At 38.8% G+C, this 13,080-nt stretch carries 10 protein-coding genes; 3 read left to right on the top strand and 7 right to left on the bottom strand.

The genetic code is table 11. The features are described 5' to 3' along the window. Positions 1 to 425: 425 nt before the first annotated feature. The 3 genes from cbiZ to EQO05_RS14390 form a co-directional block, all read right to left on the bottom strand. Positions 426 to 1,037: an adenosylcobinamide amidohydrolase gene (gene cbiZ / locus EQO05_RS14400; protein ID WP_128507681.1), complete on the bottom strand. Its 612-nt coding sequence runs from the start codon at positions 1,035 to 1,037 to the stop codon at positions 426 to 428. 240 nt (positions 1,038 to 1,277) lie between these two features. Next, entirely contained in the window at positions 1,278 to 2,078 is an 801-nt protein-coding gene (locus EQO05_RS14395) for a CPBP family intramembrane glutamic endopeptidase (RefSeq protein ID WP_128507679.1), read from the bottom strand. A gap of 1,058 nt (positions 2,079 to 3,136) precedes the next feature. After that, positions 3,137 to 4,441 (bottom strand): alpha/beta hydrolase, encoded by a 1,305-nt coding sequence (locus tag EQO05_RS14390; protein WP_240664756.1) that lies wholly within the window; start codon positions 4,439 to 4,441, stop codon positions 3,137 to 3,139. 1,750 nt (positions 4,442 to 6,191) lie between these two features. Here EQO05_RS14390 and EQO05_RS14385 point away from each other — a divergent pair. Further along, positions 6,192 to 6,656: a hypothetical protein gene (locus EQO05_RS14385; RefSeq protein ID WP_128507675.1), complete on the top strand. Its 465-nt coding sequence runs from the start codon at positions 6,192 to 6,194 to the stop codon at positions 6,654 to 6,656. A 463-nt stretch (positions 6,657 to 7,119) separates the two neighbouring features. Here EQO05_RS14385 and EQO05_RS14380 read toward each other — a convergent pair whose 3' ends face one another. After that, positions 7,120 to 7,377 carry a hypothetical protein gene (locus tag EQO05_RS14380; protein ID WP_128507673.1) on the bottom strand — a complete coding sequence of 86 codons (258 nt, stop codon included), beginning with the start codon at positions 7,375 to 7,377 and terminating at the stop codon, positions 7,120 to 7,122. Between the two features lie 413 nt (positions 7,378 to 7,790). Next, positions 7,791 to 9,239: a saccharopine dehydrogenase NADP-binding domain-containing protein gene (locus EQO05_RS14375; RefSeq protein WP_128507671.1), complete on the bottom strand. Its 1,449-nt coding sequence runs from the start codon at positions 9,237 to 9,239 to the stop codon at positions 7,791 to 7,793. A gap of 887 nt (positions 9,240 to 10,126) precedes the next feature. Between EQO05_RS14375 and EQO05_RS16045 the strand changes: the two genes are divergently transcribed. Together EQO05_RS16045 and EQO05_RS14365 are read left to right on the top strand one after the other, a co-directional pair. Further along, positions 10,127 to 10,333 carry a DUF2769 domain-containing protein gene (locus EQO05_RS16045; RefSeq protein ID WP_240664754.1) on the top strand — a complete coding sequence of 69 codons (207 nt, stop codon included), beginning with the start codon at positions 10,127 to 10,129 and terminating at the stop codon, positions 10,331 to 10,333. A gap of 523 nt (positions 10,334 to 10,856) precedes the next feature. Beyond that, a complete protein-coding gene (locus tag EQO05_RS14365; RefSeq protein WP_128507669.1) occupies positions 10,857 to 11,855 on the top strand; it encodes a catalase family peroxidase in 999 nt (332 codons plus the stop codon). A gap of 293 nt (positions 11,856 to 12,148) precedes the next feature. On the opposite strand, the gene EQO05_RS14360 is transcribed toward EQO05_RS14365, so the two are convergent. Together EQO05_RS14360 and EQO05_RS14355 are read right to left on the bottom strand one after the other, a co-directional pair. After that, positions 12,149 to 12,637, bottom strand: a complete 489-nt coding sequence (locus EQO05_RS14360; RefSeq protein ID WP_128507667.1) for a GbsR/MarR family transcriptional regulator — start codon at positions 12,635 to 12,637, stop codon at positions 12,149 to 12,151. 53 nt (positions 12,638 to 12,690) lie between these two features. Next, positions 12,691 to 13,008 (bottom strand): multidrug efflux SMR transporter, encoded by a 318-nt coding sequence (locus EQO05_RS14355; RefSeq protein ID WP_128507665.1) that lies wholly within the window; start codon positions 13,006 to 13,008, stop codon positions 12,691 to 12,693. Positions 13,009 to 13,080 lie beyond the last annotated feature (72 nt).

Here is a 13,080-nt window from a genome sequence, read left to right as displayed (position 1 = left end):
GCCATTCTCACCTATCACTCTTATCTATTACTAAACGTTTTTTTAATTTCTTTTCCGATACTGATTTTCTAAAACTGGCTTTGATCTATTATATAATTGCTTTGAACTTAATCTTTTGAAGCGGCTTTTATTTAATTTATGAAACGTTATCCTTTCTGCTTGTCTTTTGGTTGATTAAAATTATTCTTTAGCTCTGCTTCCTGAAAGGTAGTCCGTTCTGATTAAATCTCATAGTCTCTGTTGCGGCGCTTTACTTTGATCCGAACCACATATATCTCAACTCTAATAAGGCCGAAATCATACGAAATAATAGTTGCTCTTTTCCAAAGGCTTGCAAAAACGGTCTTATGTATTTTAAGGTTGCTTCATAGGAGTAATTTAGTTAGTTTTTTCAGCTTCCTGTACTTAGAATTTCTCACTCGATTTTATTCTCCCCTCAACTCAAGCCCTGCTTTTACTCCTTTTATCACAGCTTCAGTAATCTTTTTCCCAAAATCCGTACTTGAACCCGCATAAGGAATTTGCTTTTCCTTATTTTTCGGGAAAGGTTCGTAGTCAGTTTCAGAGCAAGTTTCATAAGCAACAATCACTGCATCGGTGTTCGTGCCAAGGAAAGTGTAGCCTTTTTCGAGCAGGGCAAGCCCTTTTGCTTCTGTGGCTGTGATTATCGCTCCGAAGAGAGCAGTTTCGGATAATCTTGCCTTTGAGATCAGGATTATATTTATTGTTCCTATTTTTGCCCTGAATTCCGAGCCGTTGCTCACACCAGCGGTTATAAAGGCTGTCAGATAATCATCTTCTATTATCTGGAGGTATTCCATCTTGACAGCTGTAAGGAGGCCGAAATGAGCTTCCTCAATGCCCAGTTTCAGGGCTTCTTCTCTTAAGAATTCATTCGGATCAGGGGGATTAAAGGTTCTTGGCACCTGTTTGTTGAAGAGGGATTTTACCCGTGCGCAGCCGCCGTTTAAGCCCGTGCTCACGGCTACGAAATCTCCTTTAATGATAAGGGCGTTGTCTTTTAATATGTATTGCATACGAGGACTCCGTTTTTTTAGAAATATACATATAATATAGTCATACAATGTAGTCGGTCGAATTTGTAAAATAATGCTCTCAAGAATGAAATTATGGTTCAGGAAGCAATGGATTTGTGAGATCAACTGTCTCCTTTTCAAATAGCTGACTATTAAATAACTTTTCTAAAATTAATTTTTGTCTTTAAAGTTTTCTGAGTACCTTATATCTCTTGACACCCCACTGTTGAACGTGATGGCTTAAGAGGCGTACCTGTACCGTGCCAGTGTTTTTGAACCCCATAGGAATGTTACGAGCACAGCCGTGATTACAGTTAACGATCCGGTAATAGCCGGATCATAATGTGAACCATTATTCGGGAATAAAGACCAGCTGACATTATCCATATTATGAAAGAGGATAGCTGCAAATATGCTTTTCCCTGTATTATTATAAATCCAGACAATCAGGATACGAAGTGCAACTGAATAGATACCACGTTGCCATACTATCCACCCCAGATCATGGTGAGCTTGAGTATCGGGTATAATATGCAATATTCCCCAGAATGATCCCAGAATGATGCCTGTCATCAATGCATTCCACCGTTTCTGCATCGGATCGGCTGCATATCCCATCCAGCCCAGTTCTTCACATGCAGCCGTGATAAAGAAACCAGCGAATAGGATCGGAATAGTCAGAAATGGAATGTGGGGTTCGGGAAGTTGCCGCTCCGTCAGGTGCATGATCCCGTAAGATAGCAAATATATAACAGGAAGCAGGAAAATAACAGGCGCATACCAGATTTTTGGCCTGGTTTTTTTATAATCAAGCGTACTCTTAAATAACTGTTTTATTCCATAGGACTTATTTTCCCTGTATGTAAGGATCAAAGCCGCGATCATGGGACAAACGAAAGAAAGCGCACTAACAGGAAGATTCATCGGAACCGGAAGTCCTCTTTCGGCCATAGCGCCGATCAACCAGAATGGAATTGAGAGTAAGAATACCAGTAAAAAAAACTCGAATGGGGACTTTTTAGATGGTGTACTGGTATGCATGATCTTCAGCCACCTGCGGCTTAACCTGGTTTTGATTGGATAGAAATCTTACTTTGCGCTGTTCCGGATTGTGAAAATTAAGATGTCTATTTGCTTTCTCCCTTCGCCGGGGCTATTATAGTCTTTATATATGTATTATAATCCTGGTTATTTGATGAAAATCGTTCTATCAGTATTTCACTAACTTAACTAACTTAAGCTACTGGCAAACCTGTAAAGGAATCCTGTAATGATCGATTTATTTCCTTGTTCAAAGAAACGATAGAATCGGCACTCTTTTATAGAGATCTCCTGCTAATTCCCGACTCAACTAAGGGAATACAGCGATAAATAAACAGGATGTATGCAGGGATTCTTATGCTCTGCTTTACAAAATCATTCTGAGACTAAAGTTTTTGATAATAGTCGGGCAGCAAGGGGCAAGAAGAATCGCGGCTCAATCATATGATTATCCATGTTGTTCTCCGTTGCAAGCAGTTTTCTTTATCTCAAACATAATAAACTATTTATCAATGTTCGCTCAATTACTAGTTATGGATAATAAGTATTATTCATACTGGCTGGCTATGATCGTTCTCTCCGGAATATTTTATATCATCTTTGGAACATCCTATGCCCTTTTTGGTTTAGATGGTTTTCTAATCATTGCAGGAGTTCTTTTTATTGTGAGTATTCTATACGGTATATGGTATTCTGTATCCCATGAATCCCATAATTGAGTAAACGCCTGATTTTTTGATTAGCTTGATTTTCGGGACATATGAAAGTAAAAGGAGATTACAGGAAGCACAGGAACCTTCAAATTTGATATAATTGAGGGCATTGATTCGGCTGTTCGTATGAAATACCCTGGCTTACTACGAGAAACCTGAACTCTGCAAATACAAAAGCATCGATATAGATTTAATGCTTTTCACAACTTGTTTAGTCAGCCTGATACTTAAAAATAAGAGACTTGCCATTAAAAATTTGAGAGAGCTTTAGACCCGAAAAGTCAAAGCTCTTTCTCTGGCTCTGCTTTCGATTCAGGATTCTTTTCAGAATATCGTTTCTTTATATCAATTATTTTTTATCCAGTTATCAATAAGTGCCCACAATTCCAGAGCATTGCGGTCCAGAGCTATGCTACCGTGACCCTGATCATTCCAGGTTATGGCAGTAATCCTGTTATTTTTACTTCCAACCTCATTTACATACCACCAGGACCCATAATCCCCAAAGCCGCCTCCGAGCCCGACGTAAAGTAACGGAGAATCAATTCTGGAAGCGCTAATTTCATAACCTTTTATATTGCCCATCAAGCCGGACATATACTGATCCAGATACTTTGGCGGATGAGGGACAGCTCCCCCTGTCAATGTAACTTCAAGTAATCGGTTTTCCTCAATATAGTAAAGACTGCTCAAATCTCCACTCCAGTAATGATAATCCGGGGTATAGGGATGTTCACTGAATGCGTAAGTCTTGCTTGCCATGAGCCTGAATAATTGCATATTTGTAAGGCCGGGTTGAAAAAGAGATTCACTCTCAGGGTCCACATAAGCTAAACTGGCTATCCCCATCATATTTGCCATATCAGTATCATTAAATACCCCATTTTTGATATTTTCAGAAATGGCATCAAATTCCTGTACTTGCCCCTGTATAAAATCAAGTTCTTCAGGATTATATTTGATAATTATATCAACAGGTACTACTCTGTCAACAGATCCCCGATCCAGATTATCATACCTGCTTGCCTCGTAAGCTGTAATAAGCAACGCTCCATGGCTGTGCCCGATTGCAGTAAGATTTATTGTTTCTGCAGGCTTGCCATTTAAGAAAGCTGTGTGATTTCTTGATGCAACAATACCCTTATAAGTATCTTTCAAATATTCATCAAACGTCCAGTCTTCCATAAAACTGAAATCAGTCTCATTTGATGGAACATTTGTCTCTCTCCTATCCAGAATATATGCACTATATCCCTGCTGGGCATAATATATTGCCATATCAGAATAGAACTTTTCAGTCAGACCCTGTCCGGGGAGAATTAGAAGGTTTTCATTTATGCTTGTATTCCAGGGATCTTCTTCCTGCACATAGTTAGTGAGAATTATATTGTCATATTCTCCTGTCCCGACTTTCACCTTAATTTTGTACTTTGCCACATTTCCTGAAACAAGACCTATTCTGCTACTTCCTGTTGAAGGCGAATATATTTTTGAAGCCGTAAACGAGGTGGGATTATACGAAATCCCCGACTTAAGTGAATGGCTATTGATATCAGATACATCCAGATCCGAAGGAATTGCGGCTGAAGCCGGGGAGTAAACTAATATCAGGATCGAGAAAACAATTATTAATTTTATTTGCATTTTCATACTCTCACCCATATACTGTATTAATAAATCCTGAACTTGAAAACTTACATTTTTTAGCCTGCTGCATTATCTAATTTTGATATCGAATGACGATAGCTTTAAAACGAAGAAATATGCCTTTGTGGTAAAACAGACAGTTTATAGAAGAATCAAATGAAACCTTTTCATCCACCGAAAATTGGAGAAAATGCAGCAAAGTTCTTCCAGTTTGAACTCCTCTGTCTTGAGGGCACTGGCTAAAACTGTGTATATATTTTTTACATGATAAAAGTTATGATCTGAACTCTTTCTCGTAGTTTTTTAAAAGTTTTTACATTCTTAATGTGAGGTCTACTATTAACTCTAGAACTAAAACATGAACGGGAGAAGAATAAAATTACTATTTAGACAGTTATTTTTAAAAGTGGCAAAAAAATAAAATATCCTGCTGCTCTCTTAAATGGTTGATTAATAATAAAATTTAATATGATATTAATTACATAGTCTTCCGCATACATATTTATATTAGTTAATCTCTGAGAGCCAGCGCTGGGGTACATGTAAAAACTAAAGAACCTGTATTTTGTCTGGTTGTTTCATAGTTGATGACATGAAATCAATTCCGGGTAAGAAAAATCCACATGACCAATATATTTATAATGTATGAAAGAAATAGTCTTAGATACGGTCTATACAAATTTAGAGTGAATGGGTATGCCATCAATCCAGAAATTGTAGAAACAGCGCAGATTCGGGTTAATATAATCGGTTCAACCGTCTGCCTGGGGTTAAAACTCATTTACTGATAAAAGAACCGGAAAAATTACGGGACAAAATAATTGAAAACTTAATGAATTCGGGGGTATAGGGAATGACTGAAGATGAATTACCACTTCTTGAAGAAGAATGGAAAAAACAGGAGCAGGAAATCTGTAATTTTTGGGCCAGAAGGGGTAAAGCAAAGGAAGGTAATCAATAATCCTATGGGATAAAGAGTTTAAACAATTTGATATAACTACACTGTTATTTCCGAAACGATAAACTCTCAATCCCATGCAGATTTTAATCACCTATCTGTCTGGGCTGCATCTTTTTACTTTTTTTATTGATATAATATATCTTTTTTACCACCTGCGATTAGATATAGCATAATTACGTTACACAGCCGAAACTGCAGAAAATAAATACTCAAAAGCAGGCGCCTATTCCGGGAAATATTAATTTGGCGTTCATGTAAAACGCTGAATATATTACTCTTCTTTTCGATTGTTTCCTGATTCATCGATCACCAGCATTTCAGAGTTTCAATCTCTTTTTCAGTAACTGGCTAATGAAAAATTAAACTCCTGAAGCCGTAACTTCTGAGAGTTGACCGTTTATGAGACTTTAATATATGCTGTCTTTGTCGCTGTATTGCTACCTGCGGTATTGGCTACTTTTAAGCTGACCGTATATTTTCTGGCTTGACTTAAAATAAAGAGTAATGAGTTCAAGATTATAGTGAGGTTGTGGGTTTAAAAAGATAGTAAGAGGAGTGAGAGACCTGGAATTGACTTTAAGTGAGGAATACACTTTAAGTGGGGAATAAACTTTAAGTGAGGAATAGACTTCAAGTGAGGAACAAACTTTAAATTATTGATTTTTACTATCAATATATTGGCTCCGGCTCAAACATTGTTTTTACCCTTGCAGCACCAATAATATATATGCCAGGGAATACAATCTGGCTATGAGGTAAGGAGTTCGGTATAAAAATCAAGGGGTAATAATAATGGATATAAATTTTAGCTGGTATCTTAATGGTGATCCAGAATATGGTTTGAACCCTCTTTTGAAGTTTGTTAATTCAAATAGTGACGAGGAAAACAAAGCAATAATTTCCTGGGCAAACAAAAAAGGTATAGAGTTAATTGACCTTAAAAATCGTACAGAAGCTGAGTTAATAAACAAGAGGAACGAATACAGGCAGCTATTAGATAAAGTATTAGCCGGGACAAATCTTGAAGGAGAAGATTGCTGTCTTCGCGGATTCGGAACATTTGCGGAAAACAAGCTTTTAAGTGAAATATGTGAGGACCAGACGCATGGCTATCACGAATTTAAAGCAGACAAAAATGACTACTGGGAAGCGGTAAGACAGGCTGAATATACGGAATTGGGTTTTAATCCCGATTCATCTCGAAGACGTGAATTTGAACGTATCTTAAAATTGAACTCGGCCTCGCAATTCGAATAAGAGCTAACATTTGACCGGATATCGTTAGATTGCTTTTTAACTGCCCAATACCGGATTAAACCTATCCCTGCTGAGTTTGATTCCATAATGAGACCTGTGCTTCTACAGCATAAAATGATACACTTACTTTAACTTAGTTGCCTTTTTCTTAGAGTCTCCAGGTGTCAATTTTTTAATCAACTTATCTGAAAAACTTCCCACCACGCCCGCATGCTCACTAAGTGAACAAATATCGGGCGGTCGCTGGTTAAAAAGAGAAGTAAAATTATTTACATAGATTTTAGTAAAAATCCTTTGTTTTTACCTATCTCCAGGTGAAAAATCTCAAAATTAAGGCGAAGACAGCTAAAATTCAAAGGTATTATCTCAAAAATATGGACCAAATATTGCTAAATACGGATGCGTTTTTGGGTATTTGTTTTCTATTTTCACAGTCGTTCGGTTTCAACATCCTTTACGATATTTAATATTCACTGGTTTCTTCGGGATGTGCAGTGAAAGGGAACGCTTCAGCCCATCCAGACCCGCCAGGAATAAGGATACGGAATGTTTCCCTCCTTTCCCCTTTTTCTACTTCCAGTTTTTCGATTTTATCCAGATTTGTTTCAAACCCCTCTTCTGGTTCATCGAAATCTTTGATATCTTCAAGGTCAAGTATTCCACTGGAGCAGTACAACTTCTGTATATTATCTAGAATCCATCTCTTACTCACTGATACCATAAGCCCACCACTCTACTATTAACTTTTGAACCGTTAAAACTCCCTTGGATTTTTTCCTCAAATGCCCGAGCATAGTGCACTTCAGTAATGATAATTCGTTTCTCCGAATCTATATTTAACGTTTAAGGATCTTAAAATATAATGGAATTGCCCAATCACAATAAGGTAGGCGAGCATCTGGTCTAAGTGGTGCACGCCCTAGTATAGGAAATCTACTAAAACAGACCAGATTTGCCTGATGAATTATTACCTCTGCACATAGAATAATCCTGTAGAAAATCAGATCAGGAGCTACAAGAGAGCAGGCAGGAAAATACAGTAATACCAATATGGTGGTTTATTTAACTAAGAGAAGGGAAAACCCCCTTCCTCGGCAGACATAAGTCTGCTCTGGAGGGGTATTTTTCCTGGGATTAACTTACGAAAAGGAAATTTTCGAATTGCCAGGGATCGGGATTGTGTTCCACGGCTGGACTTTCTTTGAAAAATATTTTGCGATTTTTAAGTGGTGTCCAGTCCGATGATGTTGAAATAAATTTGCCAAGATACGGTCTGGCAATATCCAGAACAAAATCATGAGGCAGGTCCTCAGGTGTTTTAATACCTTCTCGTGGATTTTCAAGCATCCAGAGTATGGCAGCGACAATGCCTGCAGCTACCTGAAGAGTAGTAGCATTCTGACCGGGAGCAAGGGACCTGGCCTCTTCAATGCCCAGTGAGCTTCCGGTCCACCAGGAATTATAAGAATGGCCCATCAGGAGTGCCCCCATTATATCCTCGCCGGATGTTATTTCATTTGTCATAATCCTGAGCCTGGGTTGCAGCTCATAATTCCTGCCTCGCAATTCGCAAAGAGAGGAAAGTGTATCATGAGACGGCATATAGGCATAATGTACGGTAGGCCGATAGACCGCCTTTTCATCTTCCCAGACAGTTAACAATTTTGAAAGGCCGTATGATTCACCATGACGGATCGCCATACCTACAATTTCTTCATCCGGTATCCACGATCTGACCCATGTATTAATGCCCATCTGGGGCAAAAGGATTACATTTTTCGGTCCGTAAGGAGGTATATGCGCCATGGGAGGCAATTTGCTCTCATGCGTTCCCCAGGCTATTTCAACCGGAGCAGTTCCTTCTTCCCTCAATCCTTCAATGCTCCATGTTCCTACAAATTCGTTAACCTCCTTTGGTCGGCTGGCAATTTGAGTGTCCCGCTCACTGCAATGGATCACTTTGACTCCCAATTTCTTAGCCAGGCGGGCAAAATCCCTGTTTTTTGCAAGGAGGGTAATTTCCTGTTCATCCTTGGGAGAGACTTTCTTATCAGCACAGGTGCGGGCGGCAATATCCAGCAAGCCTTGCTTTACAAAGTGAGTTATCAGGCCGGGATTTGCGCCATGATCAACAACAGCAGTCGGCGCATTTTTCCAATCACGGGAAAGTTCGAGCAATCTCATTTGCCGTAAATAAAGCGATTTTTCCATTAGACTTTGAGTCAAAAATTTCTCAGCAGGATCCCATACTTCAACCGAGGTGTTAACGTATAATACATTGTGATCATGGCACCATTTAATGATGTCATTGGCATCGATATTCCATGAGAGGTCAATGATCATGCCTTCATTTTCCATATATTGTGACAAAACCTGATCCAAATTTTTCGGGGTAATTTTCTCACAGACAAATCTTAATCCCTGATTAGTATACTTTTTCAGGGCTTTTGATTTATCTTCAAAATCAATTAAGGTAATATTTTCCAGCGGAACATCTAGTTTGTCCAGTAAAAGAGGTAAGGTACATTGTGAAACTGAGCCATAACCGATAATGAGGATTTTATTAGAAAATGTTTTTTTCATAGGATTCGTAAACGCAAGACATGAATATAACTTTTCTCATATTAACTTTTGACAATAATATGATCTGATTTCTCAAAACCTGAGCGGATGTACGTGACTGAAAAATAGTTATCCTGTAAATTCTCAAAAAATCTGAGAGATCTTCATTTCAGATTACAGTCCAATTGTTAAAACTTATTGTTTTTATTTCATCATATACTTTTACCATTTGTTTATTTCAGTAAATACTATAGAGTTTTGATATTGTAGTGATGATGCAGTTTCTATTTTTTGACGTTATAGGTAGTATTTCTTATATTTGATTTTTTAACGTTGACTGTTCCAAATAAACCTGAAATTTTAAAATATTCTGAAATTTTTGCTTCATCTTTTCTTATAGCTATAACCTGGAAATATTCTCATATTAGCAACAGAATGATTAAACAAACTAAGATAGTTCACGAAAATTCTCAGAAAGTCTCCTACATTCAAAGTAGACTGGAAAATTATTATTATCCGCTACATAATTTATTGACATTCATTGTTACGAAAACGGAAAAAGAATCATCTGAATGCTTAAAGTTGTTTCTTCTATCAGTAACTTTGACCAATGTAATTATATCATTGGTAAACTCGAAGAATTAATAAAATATCAATATTTGGGCTCTGCCTACCGAACTCTGGTCCAACCGCATAAGCTACAATTTTTCCGAAACTGAAAAGGCTTTTATGTTCTAAACCCAAAGTATGAATGGATATTTTTTCATTAATATTATTTCGGGGGATAGGGTGAATACGAGCGAAAGTCCAAAAGTTCCGTATACTGTAGATAATATCAAGAAATGTATGTGTCCGAAATGTCCTGTCCAGGCTAACAGTAAATGTGCGATGGATAAGCTTGAAAATTAGTGAAAGGATTGGAAAATGCACGGAAAGGAGGAGTTCCGGAGCCTCAGGACGTTCCGGGGATATACTGTTCTACAGGCAAAGCTACCTGTCAGGACCTTAACCCTGACCAGCAATGCATTTGTTATACCTGCGCAGTCTGGAATGAGTACAATCTCGGAGAAGGAACGCCGTCTATGTATTTCTGCCAGAACGGTAAATCGACCTGATTTAGACTCCGAAGATAAAAAGCTACATCTGAAAGTCAGATAGCAAATAAACGCTACATCTGGAAGTCAGGTCGCAAATTGGCAAAAGTGAATTTTAATTAATAAAAGCAGTGCGCAGGACACTGTTGTTTAAAGGACTCAACCTGTATCCAGGCTGATCTTGCATGAGCTGAGAACCAGATGACACCGTTCGGCGCCTCGGTTCCGACTTTCCAGATTCAGGTACGTCAGGCTGAAGGTCTAAAAGGATGCCTTGTACGGCACATGCACGACTCTCAGGAACCAGGGGAATGAAGATTCGCTCGTATTTTTCAATTCGTCATGCAGGGGTAAATTGCGAGTCTTCGGTGAATTCGAGATACTACATTCTTTAGAGAAACAATGATCCGGAAAGTCATAACGAATTACCATCAACCAGGCAGTTGTTAAACTTATGGTTATTGGGTCGCGTCCTGTGATACAGGAATTAAGAGATATTCGGCATGAAGCTCATATTCAAAATAATTGAAAGGAGATTTTTGTAATGTCATCGGATGAGGAGCACCATAAACTTTCGAATGAAGAAATCGGAGAAAAACAGGCAGAGGAAGGTCTGGAGATCTCCTCGCCTCAAAGCTCGACACCGGCTGAGTTAGTCGACGCAATAAATCTTGTTTTCGGCAAGCAAACCCATAATCGCGCAATCCATGCTAAGGGTATCGTGCTGGAGGGAAGATTTCTCCCAGGTCCTTCGGCAGCGACATTGAGTAAGGCACCGCATTTTCAGAAGGTAGCAGTTCCTGTTACCGTGCGTTTTTCCGATTTTGCAGGCATACCCACGGTTTCAGACACAGACGCTCTTGCAAACCCCCGCGGTCTGGCAGTGAAGTTTCACCTGCCTGATGGATCGGAAACGGATCTTGTGATACACTCGTTCAATGGATTTCCTGCCGCCACCACTGATGAGTTTCGGCAACTCCTCATTGCAATTGGTTCCAGTGGTCCCGGAGTTGCAACTCCGACACCGGCTGATACTTACCTTGCAACACATCCGGTTGCGAAGTCGTTCCTGGAATCACAACAGCCCCCGCCAGTCAGCTATGCAACACTCACTTATTTTGGAGTCAACAGTTTCAAGTTCACCAATGCACAGGAACAGGTAAGTTTCGGTCGCTATCGTGTTGAACCCCAGGAGGGGAACCAGTTTCTGGCTGCAGAAGAGATTGAAAAAGCTGCTCCGGACTATCTTGCAGACGAGATTCGCCAGCGTTTGGCGCGTGCACCAATCAGGCTCGATTTGCGTGTTCAGATATCGGAACCGGGAGATAAGATAGACGACCCTTCAACTGCATGGCCTGAAACACGCAGGCTCGTCGATATCGGAGTCATCGAGATCACAAAAGTTGTCCCCGATAGTGAGGCAGCGGAACGCGCCCTTCTCTTCCTCCCAGCCCAATTGCCCGAGGGAATCGAGCCAGCCGACCCTATGATCCAGTTTCGTAACGCTGCCTATATTATCTCATACGGGCGCCGCCATCAATGATATACCAGGAAAAGTGGGAGTCACTAAAGGATAAATCGTGAACAGGAATTTCCTATTTACCTCTATTAAAACTCATGAATACTATTAATACTGGCAATTTGGAGGCTGATGATTTGAAGGAATGACTGCCAGCTTTATTTCGAGAACATTCCTTCTTTATCTTCTTCCCAAAGGCCAAAGGTACTGTTTTCAGTATCATTCAAAATTGCAAAATATTCCACTCCGACTACACTTATCTTAGGCTACAGCACTTTGACGCCAAGTTCATTATGTGATCCAGAGTTAGCAATAACTTAAACTTGATTCTTCTTTAGACGATCAATTTGATCGTATATATAGTGAATCAATTCTTCGAACTTATTAACTTCAGATAGATAATTCTCATACGTATGTAGTTTAGTTTTTTGTTCCTGAGTAGTGGCATTTTCTCTATATTCTTCTATAAGGGGAGTTATTTTCGTTTTTGCGATGTCCAGTTCGGTTCCAAATCCATTCCTGATCTGGATAGCAAAAGCATCTAACAGGTTTTTTTCCATATACAGATATGTCTTGCGAGATCCTGGCTTGTATATTCTTTTTATGCTCCAAAATTGTTCAATATTTTTAATCTTAAGGCTTATGGAAGCAAGACTATATCCGGTTCTCTGTGCTAATTCCTCCATACTTATTTCATTTGATTCAAAGTTAAGTATTGATAGGATTTGTGCAGTGATATCATCAACCCCATAGCCCTTAAAAATCTCATGACCGATGTCAGTTATCTTTTCTTCAATATCGTTCATTTCTCTCACTCATGAATCAGAGTATTTTCTATCAAATATTATGGGGTAGATAATCAGGCTGATACCAGTTTTAATCCACCAATACCAACAGCAATTAATCCAATAAAGAAGATTCGTGTTATATTCATTGACTCATTGAAAAGGAATATTCCCAATACTGTTGTCCCAATAATACCAATACCTGTCCAAACTGCATAAGCTGTTCCAACGGGCAATGTTCTCAAAGCTCTTTCCAATAGGCACATGCTTAAAATTAAAGTAATAACCGTAAATACCATTGGATAGAATCTTGTTAATCCGTCACTATATTTTAGTCCGATTGCCCATCCTGTTTCAAATAATCCTGCAATTATTAAAAGTATCCATTCCATGCTTATTTCCTTTCACAGATTTTAATAATTATTAAAAGCTATTAATGTTGAAATGTTAAATTTATATTTATA

Source organism: Methanosarcina sp. MSH10X1, assembly GCF_004099695.1.
In the GTDB taxonomy this organism is placed as follows: Archaea; Halobacteriota; Methanosarcinia; order Methanosarcinales; family Methanosarcinaceae; genus Methanosarcina.
The sequence above is the reverse complement of the archived record's forward strand: the minus strand, read 5'-3'. Positions and strand labels throughout refer to the sequence as shown.

Excerpts from the sequence above, each read along its gene's own strand:
- EQO05_RS14365 (WP_128507669.1), top strand. The coding sequence starts at position 10,857 with ATGTCATCGGATGAGGAGCACCATAAACTTTCGAATGAAGAAATCGGA.
- EQO05_RS14395 (WP_128507679.1), bottom strand. The coding sequence starts at position 2,078 with ATGCATACCAGTACACCATCTAAAAAGTCCCCATTCGAGTTTTTTTTA.
- cbiZ (WP_128507681.1), bottom strand. The coding sequence starts at position 1,037 with ATGCAATACATATTAAAAGACAACGCCCTTATCATTAAAGGAGATTTC.
- EQO05_RS14385 (WP_128507675.1), top strand. The coding sequence starts at position 6,192 with ATGGATATAAATTTTAGCTGGTATCTTAATGGTGATCCAGAATATGGT.
- EQO05_RS14380 (WP_128507673.1), bottom strand. The coding sequence starts at position 7,377 with ATGGTATCAGTGAGTAAGAGATGGATTCTAGATAATATACAGAAGTTG.
- EQO05_RS14390 (WP_240664756.1), bottom strand. The coding sequence starts at position 4,441 with ATGAAAATGCAAATAAAATTAATAATTGTTTTCTCGATCCTGATATTA.
- EQO05_RS14355 (WP_128507665.1), bottom strand. The coding sequence starts at position 13,008 with ATGGAATGGATACTTTTAATAATTGCAGGATTATTTGAAACAGGATGG.
- EQO05_RS14375 (WP_128507671.1), bottom strand. The coding sequence starts at position 9,239 with ATGAAAAAAACATTTTCTAATAAAATCCTCATTATCGGTTATGGCTCA.
- EQO05_RS14360 (WP_128507667.1), bottom strand. The coding sequence starts at position 12,637 with ATGAACGATATTGAAGAAAAGATAACTGACATCGGTCATGAGATTTTT.